We start from the raw sequence: 21844 nt of genomic DNA, 5'->3' as shown, positions 1-21844 counted from the left end.
AGGCGGTTATGTTCAGTTTTCGAGCCCTGTTATCAACTGACCTTAGCGGCGGTTATTCACAGGGCTTAATCCACAGAAAAATGCCGTTTGCTCGAAATTCAGGTACAGGAATTCCGCTCAAGCAGACAAAGTCAGCTCGGCACTGGAGGGTCTATTCAGAAAAGGAGAGAACAGACAGGCCCGAATGGCCTGTCTGTGAACAACAGGAGGGCTATTTACCGATACAGAAGCTGGAAAAAATTCGCCCCAACAGATCATCGGAGCTGAAAGCGCCGGTAATTTCTCCCAGCGATTGCTGAGCCTGGCGCAAATCCTCGGCCAACAACTCGCCCGCACCGGCCAGGGTCAATTGGGCACGACCATGCTCGAGGGCAGCACTGGCATGACGTAGCGCCTCAAGGTGTCGCCGGCGAGCGCTGAAGCTGCTTTCGGACGTTTGTTCATAGCCCATGCAGGCCTTGAGGTGATCACGCAGCAACTCCAGGCCCGCACCACCAGACTTGGCACTCAGGCTGATGGTGACGTGACCGTCTTGACTGACTTCCAGGGCAATGGCTTCGCCCGTGAGGTCGGCCTTGTTGCGGATCAGGGTGACTTTCGCGGGATCGGGACGGATTTCCAGAAACTCCGGCCAGAGTGCGAATGGATCGAGGGCTTCCGGTGCCGTGGCATCGACCACCAGCAGTACCCGATCCGCTTCGCCGATGGCTTTCAAGGCACGCTCTACGCCGATTTTTTCCACATGATCGTCGGTATCGCGCAGACCGGCGGTATCTACTACGTGCAACGGCATGCCATCGATGTGGATATGTTCACGAAGCACATCGCGGGTGGTGCCGGCAATTTCGGTCACGATCGCCGCTTCACGCCCGGCCAGGGCATTGAGCAGGCTGGATTTACCGGCATTCGGGCGACCGGCAATGACCACGGTCATGCCGTCACGCAGCAAGGCGCCCTGCCCGGCTTCGCGCATGACGGTGGATAACTCGTCGCGCACCTTGTCGAGCATGCTCAGGACGTGGCCATCGGCAAGGAAGTCAATTTCCTCCTCCGGAAAATCGATGGCCGCTTCGACATAGATTCGCAGGCCAATCAGTTGCTCGGTGAGGTTATGCACACGTGACGAGAAAGCCCCCTGCAGGGAGCGCAACGCGTTTCGCGCAGCCTGGGCAGAACTGGCTTCAATCAGGTCGGCAATGGCTTCGGCCTGGGCGAGGTCCAGTTTGTCGTTCAGGAAGGCGCGCTCACTGAATTCCCCCGGTCGGGCAAGCCGGCAACCCAATTCAAGGCAGCGCTTGAGCAGCATATCCAGAACAATTGGGCCGCCATGGCCCTGGAGTTCCAGGACATCTTCGCCGGTGAACGAATTTGGTCCTGGAAAATACAGCGCGAGGCCCTGATCCAGCACCTCGTCGTTTTCACTGAAAAACGGACCGTAATGGGCAAATCGCGGCTTGAGCTCGCGACCACTGAAAGCCTTGGCCGCAACGCTGGCCAACGGCCCGGAAATACGCACGATGCCTACACCGCCGCGACCTTGAGCGGTGGCGACGGCGGCGATGGTTTCACGAGGAACGCTCATAAACCGGTATCCAGACAAAAGTGACAGATAGCAAAACGCCCCACTAGGGGGCGTTTTGAGTGGTTATCCACAGTGTAAATCAGGCAGCTGCTTTGGTAGCCGCTTCGATCTTACGAGTGATGTACCACTGTTGGGCGATCGACAGGCAGTTGTTCACTACCCAGTACAGTACCAGACCTGCCGGGAACCACAGGAAGAAGAAGGTGAAGATGATCGGCATCAGCTTCATCACCTTGGCCTGCATCGGATCCGGAGGAGTCGGGTTCAGCTGCTGCTGGATGAACATGGTTGCACCCATGATGATCGGCAGAATGAAGAACGGATCCTTGATCGACAGGTCAGTAATCCACAGCATGAACGGCGCCTGGCGCATTTCAACGCTTTCCAGCAAAACCCAGTACAGCGAGAGGAAAACCGGCATCTGCACGAGGATTGGCAAGCAACCACCCAGCGGATTGATCTTCTCTTTCTTGTACAGCTCCATCATGGCTTGCGACATTTTCTGCCGGTCATCGCCATGTTGCTCCTTCAGCGCGGCCAGTTTCGGAGCCACTGCACGCATGCGCGCCATGGATTTGTAGCTGGCAGCCGACAACGGGAAGAAGATCCCTTTGATCAGCATGGTCAGGAAGATGATCGACCAGCCCCAGTTACCCACAATCGCGTGGATATGTTGCAGCAACCAGAAGATTGGTTGGGCGATGAACCACAGAATGCCGTAGTCGACGGTCAATTCCAGACCTGGGGACAACTCTTTCAGCACAGCCTGACTTTTCGGACCGGCGTACAGAACAGCGCTGGTTTCAGCCTTGGCACCCGGAGCAACACTCATCGATGGGCCGGTGTAGCCGATGATGTAGTTGCCTTTGCTGTCTTTACGGGTCTGGACGACGTTGTTTTCGCCCTTTGCCGGAATCCATGCGGTCACGAAGTAGTGCTGCAACCAGGCAACCCAACCGCCAGTGACGGTTTCTTTCAACGGCGCCTTGTCCATGTCCTTCATGGACACTTTCTTGTACGGCTCGGAACTTGTCCACAGGGCAGCGCCCAGGTAAGTCGCCGTGCCGGTGGCGGTTGTGGAAGATGGATCGGCGCTGGCGTCACGCTTCAATTGCGCGAACATCGCACCCGTCCAGGGCTGAGCGCTCTGGTTGTCGATCAGGTAGGAAACGGTTACGTCATACAGGCCGCGTTTCAGGGTGAAACGCTTGATGTAGTTGACGCCGTCCTTGCTGAACTTCAGGTCCACGACCAATTGGTCTTGACCGTCAGCCAGCTGATAAACCTTCTTCTCCGAGGAATAAACCGGACGACCGGCAGGATTTGCATCCGGACCGTTGCTGCCGATCAGACCGCTTTGCGCCAGATAAGTACGTTCGCCGCCGTTATCGAACAGCTGGAACGGAATTTCCGGGTGATCCTGACGACGCGGATACAGCGGCAGGGTCAGCTGGGCAACATCGCCACCTTGTGGGTCGACAGCCAGGTCCAGTACATCCGTTTTGATCTGGATGAGGTCCTTGCTCACAGCCACCGGAGTTTCGGCAGGTGCGCTGGTGTCGCTTGCAGCACGTGGAATGTCGTCACTGGCAGAAGCGTTGGAGCCAGATGCCGTATCCGGCAGGCCCGATGCAGTCGTATTGGTGGCAACATTCTGAGTCGGCAGGGCAGCCTGACCATAGTCCTGGTTCCATTTAAGAACCATAACGTAGGACACGATTGCCAGGGCGACGATCAGGATCGTGCGTTTGATATCCATGATTACTCGGCCATCGAAGAAGAACGGGAGGTAGGGATAGGTGGAACCGGGTCATAACCACCGGGATTCCACGGATGACAGCGACCTAAACGACGAAAGGTCAGCCAGCCACCGCGAAGAAGGCCATGATTTTCGATGGCTTCTAACGCGTAGCAGGAACAACTGGGGTAGAAACGACAGTGACTGGCCATCAGGGGACTAATGGCATAGCGATAAAACTGGATCGGAACGAGTGCCAGTTTACGCATCTGGACTGTCTACCCCTACAGTTTCGGTTTTGACTGCTGGTACCGGCGAACTGCGAGCCAGGCGTTTCCAGAGTTTGCCGAAATGCTGAATCAATTCGGGGTTTTCTACATCACCCAAACCTTTGCGCGCGACGATAACGATGTCCCAACCGACCAGCGAATCCTGGTTCAGGCGAAACGATTCGCGCATCAGACGTTTGAGGCGATTGCGCTCGACGGAGAGCTTTACGCTCTTTTTCCCGATAACCAACCCGAGACGGGGGTGATCAAGATCGTTGTTGCGCGCAAGGAGCAGGAGATTTTTCCCCGGAACCTTGCCGGTAGGGGAGTCAAAGACTGCCTTGAAATGCCGGGGAGTAAGCAGACGCTTTTCCCGACTGAAGTCCTGACTCACCTCCAGTGCCGGCTTATCAAACTGCCAGACGCGCACGACCTTTGGCGCGACGACGCGACAGTACGGCACGACCGTTCTTGGTAGCCATGCGAGCACGGAAACCGTGGGTACGAGCGCGTTTGATAGTGCTTGGTTGGAAAGTACGTTTCATTGTCGTGTTACCTGGTTCGTCCACAACGGGCCGGAATGGCCCCCGTTTTAAGAGACCGGGGATTCTAGAGAAAGCAAGCCTTCAGGTCAATTTCCAACCAACGTTTCCTTATAAATAGATCTCCAGACGTTTTGCGCTGTACGAACCGTCGGTAAATATAGAAATAAGAAAGGAAAGTATTTAAAGCTTTTCTGTAAAGCTTATAAAGGCTAGGCCCGCACTCTTCTGTGGATAACTCGATCAGGCCCTTGTTTTACCTGATGTACAGAGAATGACAACTACAGTGGAAAACAGTGTTCAGCCTGTGCTGCGCTGTCGGATAACCTGTGTGTGGAAGGTCGGTTTATCCACAGGCAGGTTATCCACCGAGTTTCGCCCCCACTTGTGCAATGACCTTAAGCCTGGTTATCCACAGAGCTTATGCACAGACCACTGGTCGCCTTTTTTGCGTATAAAACGACGATTCTTCTTGGTCGATGAACCACCTTCGTGTGGATAAGTCGGCGTCTGGTCGCTACAATGGCCGCTTGTTTTTGCCTCACCGGCTTTCAACTTAGGGGATATCCGTGTCAGTGGAACTTTGGCAGCAGTGCGTGGAGCTTTTGCGCGATGAGCTGCCTGCCCAACAATTCAACACTTGGATCCGTCCACTACAGGTCGAAGCCGAAGGCGACGAGTTGCGTGTCTATGCGCCCAATCGTTTTGTTCTGGACTGGGTCAACGAAAAATACCTGGGGCGTGTTCTCGAGCTGCTCGATGAGCACGGCAATGGCATGGCGCCTGCGCTTTCCTTGTTAATAGGCAGCAAACGCAGTTCGGCACCCCGTGCTGCGCCAAATGCTCCCCTGGCTGCCGCGGCCTCCCAGGCTCAGGCAGCTCAAGCGCCCGCCAGTCCGCCGCCGTCAGCACCAGCCGCCGCTTCGACCAAACGTGCCACGCAAAAAGTGACAGAGGTCACCGAGGAAGAACCTTCCCGTGACAGCTTCGATCCAATGGCCGGCGCCAGTTCGCAACAGGCCCCGGTTCGTGCCGAGCAACGTACCGTGCAGGTCGAAGGTGCGCTCAAGCACACCAGTTACCTGAACCGTACCTTTACCTTCGAGAACTTCGTTGAAGGTAAATCCAACCAGTTGGCGCGCGCCGCCGCCTGGCAGGTGGCGGACAACCCCAAGCACGGTTACAACCCGCTCTTCCTTTATGGTGGCGTCGGCCTGGGTAAAACCCACTTGATGCACGCTGTGGGTAACCATCTATTAAAGAAGAACCCGAATGCCAAGGTGGTGTACCTGCATTCCGAGCGTTTCGTGGCCGACATGGTCAAGGCCCTGCAACTGAACGCAATCAACGAGTTCAAGCGCTTCTACCGTTCGGTGGATGCGTTGCTGATCGACGACATTCAGTTCTTCGCCCGCAAAGAGCGTTCCCAGGAAGAGTTTTTCCACACCTTCAACGCCCTGCTCGAAGGTGGCCAGCAGGTCATTCTCACCAGTGACCGCTACCCGAAAGAAATCGAGGGCCTTGAAGAACGCCTCAAATCCCGCTTTGGCTGGGGCCTGACCGTAGCGGTCGAGCCGCCGGAGCTGGAAACCCGGGTGGCGATCCTGATGAAGAAGGCCGATCAGGCCAAAGTCGAGCTGCCTCACGACGCCGCGTTCTTCATTGCCCAGCGCATTCGCTCCAACGTCCGTGAGCTGGAAGGCGCGCTCAAACGCGTGATCGCCCACTCGCACTTCATGGGCCGCGATATCACCATCGAGCTGATTCGCGAATCCCTGAAGGACTTGTTGGCGTTGCAGGATAAACTGGTCTCTGTGGATAACATTCAGCGCACTGTCGCCGAGTACTACAAGATCAAGATCTCCGACTTGCTGTCCAAACGCCGTTCGCGTTCGGTTGCTCGTCCACGGCAGGTCGCCATGGCGTTGTCCAAGGAATTGACCAATCACAGCCTGCCGGAAATCGGCGATGTGTTTGGCGGTCGCGACCATACGACTGTTTTGCACGCGTGCCGAAAGATCAACGAACTTAAGGAATCCGACGCGGACATCCGCGAGGACTACAAGAACCTGCTGCGTACTCTGACCACTTGATGAACACCAGCGCAGCTTATTAAGGCAAGGGACTAGACCATGCATTTCACCATTCAACGCGAAGCCCTGTTGAAACCCCTGCAACTGGTCGCAGGCGTCGTCGAACGCCGCCAGACCTTGCCGGTGCTCTCCAACGTGCTGCTGGTTGTCGAAGGCCAGCAATTGTCGCTGACCGGTACCGACCTGGAAGTCGAGCTGGTTGGTCGTGTTCAACTCGAAGAGCCGGCAGATCCGGGTTCCATCACCGTGCCGGCACGCAAGCTGATGGACATCTGCAAAAGCCTGCCGAACGATGCACTGATCGACATCAAGGTCGATGAGCAGAAGCTCGTGGTCAAAGCCGGCCGTAGCCGCTTTACCCTGTCTACACTGCCGGCCAACGACTTCCCTACCGTGGAAGAAGGCCCGGGCTCGCTGACCTGCAGCCTGGAGCAAAGCAAGCTGCGTCGTCTGATCGAACGCACCAGCTTCGCCATGGCCCAGCAGGACGTGCGTTACTACCTCAACGGCATGCTGCTGGAAGTGTCCGCTGGCGTGATCCGCGCCGTGGCCACCGACGGCCACCGTCTGGCCATGTGCTCGATGCAGGCCGATATCGGCCAACCGGATCGTCACCAGGTCATTGTGCCGCGCAAAGGCATTCTTGAGCTGGCACGCCTGCTCACCGAGCCAGACGGCAATGTCAGCATCGTGCTGGGTCAGCACCACATCCGCGCCACCACCGGTGAGTTCACCTTCACCTCGAAACTGGTCGACGGCAAATTCCCGGACTACGAGCGTGTTCTGCCTAAAGGTGGAGACAAGCTGGTTCTGGGTGATCGCCAAGCGCTGCGCGAAGCGTTCAGCCGTACCGCGATTCTGTCCAACGAGAAGTACCGCGGTATCCGTCTGCAACTGGCTAGCGGTCAGCTGAAGATCCAGGCGAACAACCCGGAGCAGGAAGAAGCGGAAGAAGAAGTGGGCGTTGAATACAACGGTGGCTCTCTGGAAATCGGTTTCAACGTGAGCTACCTGCTCGACGTGCTGGGCGTGATGACCACCGAGCAGGTTCGCCTGATCCTGTCCGACTCCAACAGCAGTGCGCTGGTGCAGGAATCGGATAACGACGACTCGGCCTACGTTGTCATGCCGATGCGTCTGTAATCATGTTCAGCAGAAGCTAGATGTCCTTAAGTCGCGTCTCGGTCACCGCGGTGCGCAATCTGCACCCGGTGACCTTCTCCCCTTCCCCCCGCATCAATATTCTTTACGGCGCCAACGGCAGCGGCAAAACCAGTGTTCTGGAAGCCATCCATCTGCTGGGGCTTGCCCGTTCGTTTCGCAGCACCCGCCTGTTGCCGGTCATTCAATACGAACAACTGGCGTGCACAGTCTTTGGCCAGGTTGAGCTGGCGGAGGGTGGGCATAGCGCCTTGGGCATTTCCCGTGATCGCCAAGGCGAATTTCAGATCCGTATCGATGGACAGAACGCGCGCAGCGCCGCGCAACTGGCCGAGATCCTGCCGCTGCAGCTGATCAATCCGGACAGCTTTCGATTGCTGGAAGGTGCGCCGAAGATTCGCCGACAGTTTCTCGACTGGGGTGTGTTCCACGTGGAACCGCGCTTCATGTCAACCTGGCAGCGCTTGCAGAAGGCCCTGCGCCAGAGAAACTCTTGGCTGCGGCATGGTACACTTGACGCCGTTTCGCAAGCGGTTTGGGACAGGGAACTGTGCCAGGCCAGCGCTGAAATTGATGAATACCGCCGCGCTTATATCAAAGCCTTGAAACCAGTCTTTGAACAAACCTTGAGCGATCTGGTTGAGCTTGAGGGCTTGACGCTCAGCTATTACCGCGGCTGGGACAAGGACCGTGAACTGAGTGCTGTGCTCGCCGGGTCTTTGCAGCGGGACCAGCAAATGGGGCATACCCAGGCCGGACCACAACGTGCTGATTTGCGTCTCAGACTGGGCGCGCACAATGCTGCGGACATCTTGTCCCGTGGCCAGCAGAAGTTGGTGGTTTGCGCATTGCGGATTGCCCAAGGGCACTTGGTCAGCCAGGCTCGACGCGGTCAGTGTATTTATCTGGTGGATGACTTGCCGTCCGAGCTGGACGAGCACCACCGTCGCGCCCTTTGCCGCTTGTTGGAAGACTTACGCTGCCAGGTATTTATCACCTGTGTAGATCACGAATTATTGAGGGAAGGCTGGCAGACGGAAACGCCAGTCGCTCTGTTCCACGTGGAACAGGGCCGTATCACCCAGACCCACGACCATCGGGAGTGAAGGCATTGAGCGAAGAAAATACGTACGACTCAACGAGCATTAAAGTGCTGAAAGGCCTGGATGCCGTACGCAAACGTCCCGGTATGTATATTGGTGATACCGACGATGGCAGCGGCCTGCACCACATGGTGTTCGAGGTGGTCGACAACTCGATCGACGAAGCGCTCGCCGGCTACTGCGACGACATCAGCATCATCATCCACCCGGATGAGTCCATCACCGTTCGCGACAACGGCCGTGGCATCCCGGTAGACGTGCATAAAGAAGAAGGCGTTTCGGCAGCCGAGGTCATCATGACCGTGCTGCACGCTGGCGGTAAATTCGACGACAACTCCTACAAGGTTTCCGGTGGTCTGCACGGTGTGGGTGTGTCGGTAGTCAACGCCCTGTCGGAAGAGCTGGTCCTGACCGTTCGCCGTAGTGGCAAGATCTGGGAACAGACTTACGTCCACGGTGTTCCGCAAGAGCCGATGAAAATCGTCGGCGACTCCGAAACCACCGGTACCCAAATTCACTTCAAGGCTTCCAGCGAAACCTTCAAGAACATCCACTTCAGCTGGGACATCCTGGCCAAGCGGATTCGCGAACTGTCCTTCCTCAACTCCGGTGTCGGCATCGTCCTCAAGGACGAGCGCAGCGGCAAGGAAGAACTGTTCAAGTACGAAGGCGGCCTGCGTGCGTTCGTTGAATACCTGAACACCAACAAGACTCCGGTCAACCAAGTATTCCACTTCAACATCCAGCGTGAAGACGGCATCGGCGTGGAAATCGCCCTGCAGTGGAACGACAGCTTCAACGAGAACCTGTTGTGCTTCACCAATAACATTCCACAGCGCGACGGCGGTACTCACCTGGTGGGTTTCCGTTCCGCACTGACGCGTAACCTCAACACCTACATCGAAGCAGAAGGTCTGGCGAAGAAGCACAAGGTCGCCACCACCGGTGACGATGCTCGTGAAGGCCTGACCGCGATCATTTCGGTGAAGGTGCCGGATCCGAAGTTCAGCTCCCAGACCAAGGACAAGCTGGTTTCTTCCGAAGTGAAGACCGCGGTCGAACAGGAAATGGGCAAGTACTTCTCTGACTTCCTGCTGGAAAACCCGAACGAAGCCAAACTGGTCGTCGGCAAGATGATCGACGCGGCCCGCGCCCGTGAAGCGGCGCGTAAAGCCCGCGAGATGACTCGCCGCAAAGGCGCGCTGGACATCGCCGGCCTGCCGGGCAAACTGGCCGACTGCCAGGAAAAGGACCCTGCCCTGTCCGAACTGTACCTCGTGGAAGGTGACTCCGCGGGCGGCTCTGCCAAGCAGGGACGTAACCGCAAGACCCAGGCGATTCTGCCCCTCAAGGGTAAAATCCTGAACGTCGAGAAGGCACGCTTCGACAAGATGATCTCTTCCCAGGAAGTGGGCACCTTGATCACCGCGCTGGGCTGCGGCATCGGTCGCGAAGAGTACAACATCGACAAGTTGCGCTATCACAACATCATCATCATGACCGATGCTGACGTCGACGGTTCGCACATCCGTACCCTGCTGCTGACCTTCTTCTTCCGTCAGTTGCCGGAGCTGATCGAGCGTGGCTACATCTACATCGCTCAGCCGCCGCTGTACAAAGTGAAGAAAGGCAAGCAAGAGCAATACATCAAAGACGACGACGCCATGGAAGAGTACATGACGCAGTCGGCCCTGGAAGATGCGAGCCTGCACCTGAACGAGGAAGCACCGGGTATCTCCGGCGAAGCCCTTGAGCGTCTGGTGAATGACTTCCGTCTGGTGATGAAGACCCTCAAGCGCCTGTCGCGCCTGTACCCACAGGAACTGACCGAACACTTCATCTACCTGCCGGCGGTCAGCATGGATCAACTGTCCGATCACGCAGCGATGCAGGATTGGCTGGCCCAGTACGAAGTGCGTCTGCGCACCGTCGAGAAGTCGGGTCTGGTCTACAAGGCCAGCCTGCGTGAAGACCGTGAGCGAAACGTCTGGCTGCCAGAGGTCGAACTGATCTCCCACGGCCTGTCGAACTACGTCACCTTCAACCGCGACTTCTTCGGCAGCAACGACTACAAGACTGTGGTTTCCCTGGGCGCTCAACTGAGCACCTTGCTGGACGACGGCGCGTACATCCAGCGTGGCGAACGCCGTAAATCGGTCACCGAGTTCAAGGAGGCCCTTGAGTGGTTGATGGCCGAAAGCACCAAGCGCCACACCATCCAGCGATACAAAGGTCTGGGCGAGATGAACCCGGATCAGCTGTGGGAAACCACTATGGACCCGGGCTCGCGCCGCATGCTCAAAGTGACCATCGAAGACGCCATTGGCGCGGACCAGATCTTCAACACCCTGATGGGTGATGCGGTCGAACCTCGCCGTGACTTCATCGAAAGCAACGCCCTGGCGGTATCCAACCTGGACTTCTGATCCCGGTCGACGCCAACGAAAAGGCCAATGCATCTGCATTGGCCTTTTTTATTGCCTGCGTTTTACTCGCTCGCCGGTGCCACACTCTCCAACCGATACCCATACCCATAAATCGTCAGCAACTGCCAACCACGATCCGCCGTCAGCCCAAGCTTGTTGCGCAGGCGATAGATGTGGGTGTCCAGCGGCCGGGACGACGACATTTCTTCATGGGGCCAGAATCGTTCGTACAGATAATCCCTCGACAGCGGTCGACCGAGGTTGCTGAACAGGCAATGCGCCAGGCGGTATTCGCGTTCGGTCATGACGATCGGTTTGCCGTCGCGGGTGACGCTCAGTTCGGCGTCGTCGAACACCAGGTCATTGAAGCTCAACCCTTCGCCAGCTGTGCGCTGCTGGCCATGCCGGCGCAGTACAGCGCCAACACGGGCTTTCAGTTCATTAGGGCGGAACGGTTTGCTGACGTAGTCGTCGGCGCCGGCATTCAGGGCCTGAACGATATCGCTTTCACCGTCGCGACTGGTGAGCATGATGGTCGCAGGCGGCGCTTCCATGTGTTCGCGGGTCCATAGCAGCAATGACAATCCCGTGAGGTCGGGCAGTTGCCAGTCGAGGATCAGCAGGTCGAAGGTTTCCCGACGCAGTTGGCGCAACAGGTCTTCGGCCCGTTCGAAGCTGTGCAGCGACCACGGTTGTTCCCCGGCTTCGGCCATCTGTTGCAGGGTTTGTTCTACCCGGCGCAGTTCTGCGGGCTCATCGTCCAGAATCGCAACGCGCATACACGGTGATTCCTTGTCGCTTGGGCAGCTCTTTATCGACGATAGCGGCTCAATCGACACAGTGAAAGTAAGCGGTCCGCCGTTGGTCGACCTCCGCTATGCTTTTTGGGGTCTATGTCCTCAAACCGGCAATCCATGAACCCCATTATCCCGCCCTGCCCTATTACCCATGGATAACCTACGCCGCCCTGAAAGTCGTGAGCCGAGCCAGGTTGAGCGGTTGTTTCGGCAATTGGTGCGCGAATGGTTGTGGATAAGCCTGGTGCTGCTGCCACTGACTGCGCTGTTGTCCTATCGCGCTCAGGTCAATCTGCATGACGCCTCGCCAGGCTCGAGCGCGTTGCTGTCGATTGGCTTGCTGACGTGCGTTCTCGGGTTGCTGCTGTGGCGCCCGCGATTGGCGCTCTGGCTGACGTTGATTGGCATCGCTTGCACGTTGCTGACCAGCACCGCCCTCGCGGAGCTGCAGAGATGGTGGTCGCCGACACCGGCGGCGTTGGGCATGCTGTTCGGTTATCTGATCTGGAACTGGCGTCGCCTTAGTGTGGTGCTGACCTATTTCGGTTGGGAGCTCGCGCGACTGGACAGTGAGCCGAAGGTTTTTCCGGAGCGCCGTCGGGCTCTGTTTCCCGGTGGCGATCACCTGCAAAAGCAGATCATCGCCCTCGAACTAGCCATGAGCCGGGCTCGCGATACACATCGGTTCATCTCCGACGGCCTGGAGTACCTGCCGGTGGCCACGATGATCAGCGATCCCCGCGGAAAGATTTTGCTGGGCAACCGTAAGGCCCGGGACCTGTTTGGCGGAGAATTGGTCGGCGATGATGTGCTGGAGCGCCTGGTAGAGCTTGGCTACCCGAATTTGACCCGCGAGCCGGGTTCGCCTTTGTCGACGCTGCCACTGATGGAGTTTCGCGACCTCAAGGAACGCAGCCTGCGACTGGAGCGCGCCGAGTTGCTACCGGTAGACGGGGAAACCCACGTCGGCTGGTTGTGGAGCCTGACTGACCTGAGTGTCGAACGTGATGCGCAAGAGCAGCGTGCCGTCCTGTTGCGTTTTCTGTCCCATGACCTGCGGGCGCCCCATTCGGCCATTCTCGCGCTACTCGATGTGCATCGCCATCAGGTGGGCGGTGATCTGCAACTCCTCGATCAAATCGAGCGGCAGGTGCGCCGGGCACTGGAGCTGACCGATGGCTTCGCTCAACTGGCGAGGGCCGAGTCCGAGGCTTATCAGTTTCAGCCGAGTCTGTTTGCGATGTTGGTGCTGGATGTGTTCGATCAGGCACTGCCCATCGCGCAGCTGAAACAGATCGAACTGGTTCATCAAGTGGAAGAAGAGGCACAGGAAAGTGTGGTTCTGGCGGATCAGGCGCTGCTGACCCGGGCGTTGTTCAATCTGCTGGAAAATGCCATCAAGTACAGTGTTTCAGGTACTCGTATCCGTTTGCGCGTCAGTCAATGCGACGGCTGGCTGATCTGTGAGCTCATCGATCAGGGCAAAGGCATCGCCGCTGAGGAGTTACCCGAACTGTTCAGCCAATACCGGCGCCTTTCTTCCGCCCAGGGTATCGATGGCGTGGGGTTGGGATTGTCGATGGTCAAAGCCGTAGTGGATCGACATGGCGGGCGAATCGAGTGTCAGAGCGAGGTGGGTCGGAGCACGACATTCAGGCTGCAATTTCCACTGTTTACAGAATGAAAGCGAGCGATCCAGGTCGCCCTGTCATGTCGACAGTCAGCGATTGCTCCGGGCATAAAAAAACCGGCTATATCAGCCGGTTTTTTTACGTCCGAAAAAAACTTATGCACGTTTTTATGGTTTTAATCATTCGAAGAAATATGTAAAAAAATCATAAGGTTACGTACAAAAAACAACAGTTTTCAATGAAACGGTACACAGGTTATCCACAGAATCTCAGACAGCCAGCTGATCGTTTGAAACCGGCGCTTGCGGAGCCGGTGGCAGCGAGCCCATTTCCCGTTGCATTTGCTCATTCCACGCCTGGACCCGGTCGTTCAATTCAGCAATGGCTCGCGGCCCGGAGCCTTCTGCATACATCGGTGCGCCGATGATCACAGTGATGACGCCCTGCTTCTTCGCCCAACCGGTTTTCGGCCAGAACTTGCCAGCGTTGTGTGCAATCGGCAGCACCGGCAACTCGGCGTTGACCGCCAATGCGCTGCCGCCACGCGAGAACTTCCCGATGGTGCCAAAAGGAACGCGCGTGCCTTCTGGGAAGATCAGCACCCAGACATTGTCCTTGAGCAGTTCATCGCCCTTCTTCGCTACATGCTTGAGTGCTGCTTTCGGGTTGTCGCGATCGATGGCGATCGGTCGCAGCATGGCCATGGCCCAACCGAAGAACGGCACATAGAGCAATTCACGTTTGAGCACCTGGCTCAGCGGCGAGAAGTAGGCAGAGAGAAAGAACGTCTCCCACGTGCTCTGGTGGTTCGACTGAATGACGCAAGGCTGTTCAGGTACGTTCTCGGCACCCTTTACTTCGTAGCGGATACCCAGAAACACTTTGCTCAGCCACAAGGCGCAGCGGCACCAGTACACGTTGATAAAGCGGTAACGTGCCTTGAAGGGCAGAAACGGCGCGATAAAAAAGCTCAGGCTGCACCACAGCAAGGAGCTGGTGCCCAGCAGCAGGTAAAAGAGGAAGGTTCTGATGGCCTGCAGTATCGACATGGTGACGGTTACCGTGCGGGCTTTGCCCGTCTATATAAAGCGCACTCCCGATAACTCCCTGGTCAGGAGTCTCGAAAACGCTCTAATTGTGGATAAGTTCTGCGGCAATCGCCGCCAGATCGTCAAAAATCAAGGTGCCTGCTGGTAAGGTCTTGCCCAAGGTTTTTTCGCCTTTTCCGGTCTTAACCAAAACTGGCTGTGAATCGACGGCTTTAGCGGCTTCCAGGTCACCAAGGCTATCGCCGACGAACCATAGATTAGTCAGCGATACGTTGTAATGTGCGGCGATGCTTTTCAACATCCCGGGTTTCGGCTTGCGGCAATCGCAGCCTTCGTCCGGCCCGTGCGGGCAGTAGACGATCAGGCCGACTTCACCACCCTGCTCCGCCACCAGCGCGCGCAAGCGCTCGTGCATGGCGTCCAGGGTGGCGAGGTCGTAGTAGCCGCGAGCGATGCCCGACTGGTTGGTAGCGACCGCCACCGTCCAGCCGGCCTTGCTCAACTGCGCGATGGCTTCGATCGAACCGGGGAGCGGAATCCACTCCTCCACCGACTTGATGTAAGCGTCGGAGTCGTAATTGATCACTCCGTCCCGATCGAGAATCAGCAGTTTCAACAGCAGTCCCTCAACCCAGCAGCGAAATGTCGGCGACGCCGAGGAACAGCCCACGCAGACGCGCCAGCAACGCATAACGGTTGGCGCGGACCTTTGCGTCCTCCGCGTTGACCATAACGGCTTCGAAGAACGCATCCACCGGCTCGCGCAGGGCGGCCAGGCGTGCCAGGGATTCGCTGTACTGACGCGAGGCGGCCATTGGCTGCACAGCCTGGTCAGCCTGCTGGATCGCCGAGTACAGGGAGAACTCGTTGGCATTGTCGAAGTACTTGGCTTCCACGACGGTAGGCACCGAACCTTCGAGTTTGCTCAGCAGGTTCGATACACGCTTGTTCACCGCGGCCAGGGCAGCGGCTTCCGGCAATTTGCGGAAAGCTTCTACCGCTTGTACGCGCTGGTCAAAGTCCAGGGCCGAGCCTGGTTTCAGGGCACGTACCGACAGGTAGGTCGCGACATCCACGCCTTCGTCTTCGTAACGGGCACGCAGTCGGTCGAAGATGAACTCCAGCACCGAGTCATTGAGGCCGGCAGCCTTGACCTTGGCACCGAACGCGTCCACGGCGAAGGCCACGGCGTCGGTCAGGTCCAGGTCCAGTTGCTTCTCGATCAGGATGCGCAACACACCCAGCGCTGCACGGCGCAGGGCATACGGGTCTTTGCTGCCGGTCGGCAGCATGCCGATGCCGAAAATGCCGACCAGAGTATCGAGCTTGTCGGCAATGGCCACGGCCGCGCCGGTCAGGGTGGACGGCAGTTCAGCGCCAGCACCGCGCGGCATGTACTGCTCGTTCAGGGCCAGGGCGACATCTTCCGGCTCGCCGTCGTTGAGGGCGTAGTAGTAACCGGCGACGCCTTGCATTTCCGGGAACTCGCCGACCATCTCGGTCGCCAGGTCGCACTTCGACAGCAGGCCCGCACGAGCGGCCCACGCAGCGTTGCCGCCGATGCGCTGAGCGATGAACGCAGCCAGTCTGGATACGCGCTCGGCCTTGTCGTAGACGCTGCCGAGTTTTTCCTGGAACACCACGTTTTGCAGGCGCAGGTTGAAGTCTTCGAGTTTCTGCTTCTTGTCTTGCTTGAAGAAGAACTCGGCGTCGGTCAGGCGTGGGCGAACCACTTTCTCGTTACCGGCGATGATCTGCTGTGGGTCTTTGCTTTCGATGTTGGCCACGGTAATGAAACGTGGCAGCAACTTGCCGTCGGCGTCCAGCAGGCAGAAGTACTTCTGGTTGTCCTGCATGGTGGTGATCAGGGCTTCCTGCGGTACATCGAGGAAGCGTTCCTCGAACGAGCACACCAGCGGCACTGGCCATTCGACCAGCGCGGTCACTTCGTCGAGCAGGGCTGGTGGAACGATTGCCGTGCCTTCCTGACGGGTGGCCAGTTCTTCGGTGCGCTTGCTGATGATCTCGCGACGCTCGTTGGCATCGGCCAGCACGTAGGCGGCACGCAGGTCGGCCAGGTAGCTGGACGGCGAACCGATGCGCACGTTTTCCGGGTGATGGAAGCGGTGACCACGGGAATCGCGGCCGGACTTCTGGGCGAGGATGGTGCAGTCGATGACCTGGTCACCGAGCAGCATCACCAGCCATTGGGTCGGACGAACGAACTCTTCCTTGCGCGCGCCCCAACGCATGCGTTTCGGGATCGGCAGGTCGTTCAGGGAATCTTCGACGATGGTCGGCAGCAGGCTCGCGGTCGGCTTGCCGGCGATGCGCTGGCTATAACGCAGTTTCGGGCCGCTCTGATCGATTTCGCTCAGCTCGACGCCGCACTTCTTGGCAAAACCCAGTGCCGCTTGGGTCGGGTTGCCTTCGGCATCAAATGCCGCCTGACGTGGCGGGCCATCGAGGTTGATGCTGCGATCCGGCTGCTGGGTGGCCAGTGCGGTGATCAGCACGGCCAGGCGGCGCGGGGCGGCATAAACGGTTTTAGTCTCGTAGTTCAGGCCGGCGGCTTGCAGGCCCTTGTCGATACCGGCGAGGAACGCCTCGGCCAGGGTGTTCAGGGCTTTGGGTGGCAGTTCTTCAGTGCCCAGTTCAACCAGAAAATCCAGAGCACTCATTGTGCAGCCTCCAGCTTGGCCAGTACTTCATCACGCAGGTCCGGGGTCGCCATCGGGAAGCCCAGCTTGGCGCGAGCCAGCAGGTAGGCTTGCGCAACGGAACGCGCCAGGGTGCGTACACGCAGGATGTATTGCTGACGCGCAGTCACCGAGATTGCCCGGCGCGCATCCAGCAGGTTGAAGGTATGGGAGGCCTTCAACACCATTTCGTAGCTCGGCAACGGCAGCGGCTGGTCGAGTTCGATCAGGCGCTTGGCTTCGCTTTCGTAGAAATCGAACAGTTCGAACAGTTTCTCGACGTTGGCGTGTTCGAAGTTGTAGGTCGATTGCTCCACTTCGTTCTGATGGAACACGTCGCCGTAGGTCACCTTGCCGAACGGACCGTCAGCCCAGACCAGGTCGTAGACTGAGTCCACGCCTTGCAGGTACATGGCCAGACGCTCGAGACCGTAAGTGATTTCGCCGGTTACCGGGTAGCACTCGATGCCGCCCGCTTGCTGGAAGTAGGTGAACTGGGTCACTTCCATGCCGTTGAGCCAGACTTCCCAGCCCAGACCCCAGGCGCCGAGGGTCGGCGATTCCCAGTTGTCTTCAACGAAACGGATGTCGTGCACCAATGGGTCGAGGCCCACGTGCTTGAGCGAGCCCAGGTACAGCTCCTGGAAGTTGTCCGGGTTCGGCTTCAGGACGACCTGGAACTGGTAGTAATGCTGCAGACGGTTCGGGTTTTCGCCGTAGCGGCCGTCAGTCGGACGGCGGCTTGGCTGCACGTAGGCGGCGTTCCAGGTTTCCGGGCCGATGGCGCGCAGGAATGTTGCAGTGTGGAAAGTGCCGGCGCCTACTTCCATATCGTAGGGCTGAAGTACCACACAACCTTGCTCGGCCCAGTATTGCTGGAGGGCGAGGATCAAGTCTTGGAAGGTACGCACGGCTGGCGTAGGCTGGCTCACGAAATTCACCTGTTTCTTGGGCTGCGATTTAAAGAGCGGGAGTATACCCGATTCATTGCTGCGCACGCCCCCTGGAGCCTTATGCCACGCTGCTTTTGGTGTTCCGAAGATCCGCTGTACATGGCTTATCACGATAAGGAGTGGGGCACGCCGCTACGCGATGCGCAGGGATTGTTCGAGTTACTTTTGCTCGAAGGGTTCCAGGCCGGGCTTTCCTGGATCACCGTGCTGCGCAAACGCGAGCACTATCGTCAGGTGATGTTCGGTTTTGATGTCCAGCGTGTGGCGCAGATGAGCGACGCCGAAATCGACGAATTGATGCTCGATCCAGGCGTCATCCGCAACCGCCTCAAGCTCAACGCTGCCCGGCGCAATGCCCAGGCCTGGCTGGCGCTGGAGGACCCGGTGGAATTTCTCTGGTCGTTTGTCGGTGGCACGCCTGTGATCAATCATTTCAAGGATCGCAGCGAAGTGCCGGCCGTCACGCCGATCGCCGTCGAGATGAGCAAAGGCCTGAAAAAATCCGGTTTCACCTTCGTCGGGCCGACCATTTGCTACGCGTTGATGCAGGCCTCGGGCATGGTCATGGATCACACCCGGGACTGCGACCGCTACGCGCAGCTGGCGAACGGCGGTTAGAATGGCCGCCTCGCGCACAGCACAAGATCAGGAGTGAACTGTGGATAAGTTGAAAGGCGCCTTGCTGGTAGGCGCTCTGCGGCTGTTTGCCCTGCTTCCGTGGTGGGCCGTGCAGGCCGTGGGCTCGGCGATTGGCTGGGTCATGTGGAAAACCCCGAACCGTTCCCGCGACGTGGTACGGATCAATCTGTCCAAGTGTTTTCCGGAGATGGACGCCGCCGAGCGTGAGCGCCTGGTGGGCCAGAGCCTGAAAGACATCGGCAAGTCCCTGACCGAAAGCGCCTGCGCGTGGATCTGGCCGGCCCAGCGTTCCATCGACCTGGTGCGTGAAGTCGAAGGTCTCGATGTGTTGAAAGACGCTCTCGCTTCCGGCAAAGGCGTGGTCGGCATCACCAGCCACCTGGGCAACTGGGAAGTGCTCAACCACTTCTATTGCAGCCAGTGCAAACCGATCATTTTCTATCGTCCACCGAAGTTGAAGGCAGTGGATGAATTGCTGCAAAAGCAGCGGGTGCAGTTGGGCAACAAGGTCGCCGCTTCCACCAAGGAAGGCATCCTCAGCGTCATCAAGGAAGTGCGTAAAGGTGGTGCAGTGGGCATTCCCGCTGACCCGGAACCGGCCGAGTCCGCCGGGATCTTCGTGCCGTTCTTCGCCACCCAGGCGCTGACCAGCAAGTTCGTGCCGAACATGCTGGCTGGCGGCAAAGCGGTCGGCGTGTTCCTGCACGCCCTGCGCCTGCCCGACGGTTCAGGCTACAAGGTCATCCTCGAAGCTGCGCCCGAGGCCATGTACAGCACCGATACGGCGGAATCCTGTGCGGCCATGAGTAAAGTGGTCGAGCGTTATGTCGGGGCCTACCCGAGCCAGTACATGTGGAGCATGAAGCGCTTCAAGAAGCGGCCACCGGGTGAAGAGCGCTGGTACTGACTTGCTTGGCACACTCTGTGGATAACCTTGTAGGAGCGAGCTTGCTCGCGATGGACGTTAACGATGATGCGGGCTGCCTGGCTGAACGCGGCGCCCTTGCATCCATCGCGAGCAAGCTCGCTCCTACGCGTATCCGCAACCCGTTCTCAAGGGCGCAGAAGATGTCCGAACACCGCAAGTCATTGCGCATCAAGATCAGTCACGAAAGCATCGGCGATTGCCTGGGGCAGACGCGCAACCTGTCGACCACCGGCGTTTACGTCAAGCATCCCCTACTGTCGGCGCTGCCCCGGGGCGCGGTGGTCTACGGGCAGGTGCAGGACTTACCCACAGGCGCGCCGCGGGTGCGTATGGAAGTGGTGCTGGTGGATGCCGAGGGCATCGGTTTGCGTTATCTCTGATCAGTGCGCCTGACGCTCGAGCTTCTTCAGGAACACCGTCATTTCCTTCTCTGCCTGCTTGTCGCCATGGCCGCGAGCAGCTTCCAGGCCTTGTTCCCAAGCCTGCCGCGCGGCCGCAAAGTCCGCCAGCGCCAGATGGGCCTTGCCCAGTAGTTTCCACGCCGCCGAATACTTCGGATCAAATTCGACACAGCGCTGAAAATGCTCCACAGCCTTGGCGTTCTCCCCCAGATCCAGATAGCCCTTGCCCAGGCCGAAGCGTAGCAAAGAGTTATCCACACCCTTGGCGAGCATTTTTTCCAGGGATTCGATCATCGGTGGATTCCTTTTTGAGGTAGGTCGGTTAGAGGTCAGGTGCCAGTCCGACCGCTATCGCGAGCAAGCTCGCTCCCACAGGGGCTTTGTGATCGACATATAACCAATGTGGGAGCGAGCTTGCTCGCGATGAGGCCAGTCTGATCAACGAAAAGTCCGGATCAGAAGAAGCTCAACCCCACATGGAACAGCTTCTCCACATCGCGAATATGCTTTTTATCCACAAGGAACAGAATCACATGGTCGCCGGTTTCGATCACGGTGTCGTCATGGGCGATGATTACTTCCTCATCGCGGATGATCGCGCCGATGGTAGTGCCCGGTGGCAGGCCGATGTTCTCGATGGCCTTGCCGATCACTTTGCTTGATTTCGCATCGCCATGGGCAATCGCCTCGATGGCTTCTGCCGCGCCCCGGCGCAGTGAGTGCACGCTGACGATGTCGCCACGGCGCACGTGGGCCAGCAAGGTGCCGATGGTCGCCAGTTGCGGGCTGATGGCGATGTCGATGTCGCCACCCTGGATCAGATCGACATAGGCCGGGTTGTTGATGATGGTCATCACTTTTTTCGCACCCAGGCGCTTGGCCAGCAGCGACGACATGATGTTGGCTTCGTCGTCGTTGGTCAGGGCGAGGAACAGATCCGCATCGGCGATGTTTTCTTCCAGCAGCAGGTCGCGGTCCGAGGCACTGCCCTGCAATACCACGGTGCTGTCGAGGTGGTCCGAGAGATGGCGGCAGCGTGCCGGATTCATCTCGATAACCTTTACCTGATAACGGCTTTCGATGGCCTCGGCCAGGCGCTCGCCGATCTGCCCGCCACCGGCAATGACGATGCGCTTGTAAGTCTCGTCGAGACGGCGCATTTCGCTCATAACGGCGCGAATATTCGCTTTGGCAGCGATGAAAAATACCTCGTCGTCGGCCTCGATCACCGTGTCGCCCTGGGGCAGGATCGGCCGGTCACGACGGAAAATCGCCGCGACGCGGGTTTCCACGTTCGGCATGTGTTCACGCAACTGCCGCAGTTGCTGGCCCACCAGCGGCCCGCCGTAATAAGCCCGCACAGCCACCAGTTGCGCCTTGCCTTCGGCGAAGTCGATCACCTGCAAGGCGCCGGGATGCTGGATAAGGCGCTTGATGTAGTTGGTGACCACCTGCTCGGGGCTGATCAGCACGTCCACCGGAATCGCTTCGTTCTGGAACAATTGCTCTTCGCGGGTCAGGTACGCGGCTTCGCGAACCCGGGCGATCTTGGTCGGTGTGTGGAACAAGGTGTGGGCGACCTGGCAGGCGACCATGTTGGTTTCATCGCTGTTGGTCACGGCGACCAGCATGTCGGCGTCATCGGCCCCGGCCTGGCGCAGCACGGTCGGGAATGAGCCGCGACCTTGTACGGTGCGGATGTCCAGGCGGTCGCCGAGATCACGCAGGCGTTCGCCATCGGTGTCGACCACGGTGATGTCGTTGGCTTCGCTGGCCAGGTGTTCCGCCAGCGAACCGCCGACCTGCCCTGCTCCGAGGATGATGATTTTCATC

At 58.4% G+C, this 21844-nt stretch carries 20 protein-coding genes; 8 read left to right on the top strand and 12 right to left on the bottom strand.

From position 1 onward, the window contains the following. Window positions 1–211: 211 nt before the first annotated feature. From mnmE to rpmH, 5 genes are all read right to left on the bottom strand, one after another. Window positions 212–1582, bottom strand: a complete 1371-nt coding sequence (mnmE, locus tag PMI29_RS05600) for a tRNA uridine-5-carboxymethylaminomethyl(34) synthesis GTPase MnmE (protein WP_008002315.1) — start codon at window positions 1580–1582, stop codon at window positions 212–214. 79 nt (window positions 1583–1661) lie between these two features. Continuing rightward, window positions 1662–3341, bottom strand: coding sequence for a membrane protein insertase YidC (gene yidC, locus PMI29_RS05605; protein ID WP_008002313.1), 1680 nt, complete (start codon window positions 3339–3341; stop codon window positions 1662–1664). A gap of 2 nt (window positions 3342–3343) precedes the next feature. Further along, window positions 3344–3589: a membrane protein insertion efficiency factor YidD gene (gene yidD / locus PMI29_RS31480; protein WP_010207715.1), complete on the bottom strand. Its 246-nt coding sequence runs from the start codon at window positions 3587–3589 to the stop codon at window positions 3344–3346. After that, a complete protein-coding gene (gene rnpA, locus PMI29_RS31475; RefSeq protein WP_015097448.1) occupies window positions 3582–3983 on the bottom strand; it encodes a ribonuclease P protein component in 402 nt (133 codons plus the stop codon). The genes yidD and rnpA overlap by 8 nt, the downstream gene beginning before the upstream one ends. 16 nt (window positions 3984–3999) lie before the next feature. Further along, window positions 4000–4134 (bottom strand): 50S ribosomal protein L34, encoded by a 135-nt coding sequence (gene rpmH, locus PMI29_RS31470; protein ID WP_003213577.1) that lies wholly within the window; start codon window positions 4132–4134, stop codon window positions 4000–4002. 566 nt (window positions 4135–4700) lie between these two features. On the opposite strand from rpmH, the gene dnaA reads away from it, so the two are divergent. Genes dnaA through gyrB form a run of 4 tightly spaced genes read left to right on the top strand, consistent with a single transcriptional unit; the run spans window position 4701 to window position 10914 of the window. Beyond that, complete coding sequence (gene dnaA / locus PMI29_RS05610; RefSeq protein ID WP_008002312.1) at window positions 4701–6224, top strand: chromosomal replication initiator protein DnaA; 1524 nt, start codon at window positions 4701–4703, stop codon at window positions 6222–6224. Window positions 6225–6263: 39 nt separating this feature from the next. Beyond that, window positions 6264–7367, top strand: coding sequence for a DNA polymerase III subunit beta (gene dnaN / locus PMI29_RS05615; RefSeq protein WP_007969885.1), 1104 nt, complete (start codon window positions 6264–6266; stop codon window positions 7365–7367). Window positions 7368–7387: 20 nt separating this feature from the next. Further along, a complete protein-coding gene (recF, locus tag PMI29_RS05620) occupies window positions 7388–8491 on the top strand; it encodes a DNA replication/repair protein RecF (RefSeq protein ID WP_007985068.1) in 1104 nt (367 codons plus the stop codon). A 5-nt stretch (window positions 8492–8496) separates the two neighbouring features. Continuing rightward, entirely contained in the window at window positions 8497–10914 is a 2418-nt protein-coding gene (gyrB, locus tag PMI29_RS05625) for a DNA topoisomerase (ATP-hydrolyzing) subunit B (protein ID WP_007985070.1), read from the top strand. Between the two features lie 62 nt (window positions 10915–10976). Here gyrB and PMI29_RS05630 read toward each other — a convergent pair whose 3' ends face one another. After that, on the bottom strand, window positions 10977–11693 hold the full coding sequence (locus PMI29_RS05630; protein WP_008002309.1) for a response regulator transcription factor: 717 nt from the start codon (window positions 11691–11693) through the stop codon (window positions 10977–10979). 169 nt (window positions 11694–11862) lie between these two features. Here PMI29_RS05630 and PMI29_RS05635 point away from each other — a divergent pair, with 169 nt between their 5' ends. After that, the gene (locus PMI29_RS05635; RefSeq protein ID WP_008002308.1) at window positions 11863–13395 is read left to right on the top strand and encodes a sensor histidine kinase; all 1533 of its coding nucleotides are present in this window, start codon (window positions 11863–11865) and stop codon (window positions 13393–13395) included. A 216-nt stretch (window positions 13396–13611) separates the two neighbouring features. Here PMI29_RS05635 and PMI29_RS05640 read toward each other — a convergent pair whose 3' ends face one another. From PMI29_RS05640 to glyQ, 4 genes are all read right to left on the bottom strand, one after another. After that, window positions 13612–14391 carry a lysophospholipid acyltransferase family protein gene (locus PMI29_RS05640; RefSeq protein WP_008002306.1) on the bottom strand — a complete coding sequence of 260 codons (780 nt, stop codon included), beginning with the start codon at window positions 14389–14391 and terminating at the stop codon, window positions 13612–13614. Between the two features lie 82 nt (window positions 14392–14473). Beyond that, on the bottom strand, window positions 14474–15013 hold the full coding sequence (gmhB, locus tag PMI29_RS05645) for a D-glycero-beta-D-manno-heptose 1,7-bisphosphate 7-phosphatase (RefSeq protein ID WP_177323285.1): 540 nt from the start codon (window positions 15011–15013) through the stop codon (window positions 14474–14476). A gap of 4 nt (window positions 15014–15017) precedes the next feature. Continuing rightward, window positions 15018–17072 carry a glycine--tRNA ligase subunit beta gene (gene glyS, locus PMI29_RS05650; RefSeq protein ID WP_008002303.1) on the bottom strand — a complete coding sequence of 685 codons (2055 nt, stop codon included), beginning with the start codon at window positions 17070–17072 and terminating at the stop codon, window positions 15018–15020. Beyond that, window positions 17069–18022 carry a glycine--tRNA ligase subunit alpha gene (gene glyQ, locus PMI29_RS05655; RefSeq protein WP_003213601.1) on the bottom strand — a complete coding sequence of 318 codons (954 nt, stop codon included), beginning with the start codon at window positions 18020–18022 and terminating at the stop codon, window positions 17069–17071. Before glyQ ends, glyS begins: the two co-directional genes overlap by 4 nt. 81 nt (window positions 18023–18103) lie before the next feature. Here glyQ and tag point away from each other — a divergent pair, with 81 nt between their 5' ends. From tag to PMI29_RS0130415, 3 genes are all read left to right on the top strand, one after another. Next, complete coding sequence (gene tag / locus PMI29_RS05660) at window positions 18104–18661, top strand: DNA-3-methyladenine glycosylase I (protein ID WP_008002302.1); 558 nt, start codon at window positions 18104–18106, stop codon at window positions 18659–18661. Window positions 18662–18701: 40 nt separating this feature from the next. Further along, window positions 18702–19589 carry a lysophospholipid acyltransferase gene (locus PMI29_RS05665; RefSeq protein ID WP_008002301.1) on the top strand — a complete coding sequence of 296 codons (888 nt, stop codon included), beginning with the start codon at window positions 18702–18704 and terminating at the stop codon, window positions 19587–19589. A gap of 161 nt (window positions 19590–19750) precedes the next feature. Beyond that, window positions 19751–19990, top strand: a complete 240-nt coding sequence (locus PMI29_RS0130415; RefSeq protein ID WP_033052655.1) for a hypothetical protein — start codon at window positions 19751–19753, stop codon at window positions 19988–19990. Here PMI29_RS0130415 and PMI29_RS05670 read toward each other — a convergent pair whose 3' ends face one another. Together PMI29_RS05670 and trkA are read right to left on the bottom strand one after the other, a co-directional pair. Continuing rightward, window positions 19991–20305 (bottom strand): tetratricopeptide repeat protein, encoded by a 315-nt coding sequence (locus PMI29_RS05670; protein ID WP_008002299.1) that lies wholly within the window; start codon window positions 20303–20305, stop codon window positions 19991–19993. Between the two features lie 161 nt (window positions 20306–20466). Beyond that, on the bottom strand, window positions 20467–21843 hold the full coding sequence (gene trkA, locus PMI29_RS05675) for a Trk system potassium transporter TrkA (protein WP_008002298.1): 1377 nt from the start codon (window positions 21841–21843) through the stop codon (window positions 20467–20469). Between the last annotated feature and the right edge of the window lies 1 nt (window position 21844).

The sequence above is a fragment of the Pseudomonas sp. GM49 genome (genome assembly GCF_000282355.1).
GTDB lineage: Bacteria > Pseudomonadota > Gammaproteobacteria > Pseudomonadales > Pseudomonadaceae > Aquipseudomonas.
This window is presented reverse-complemented; position numbering and strand designations above follow the sequence as displayed.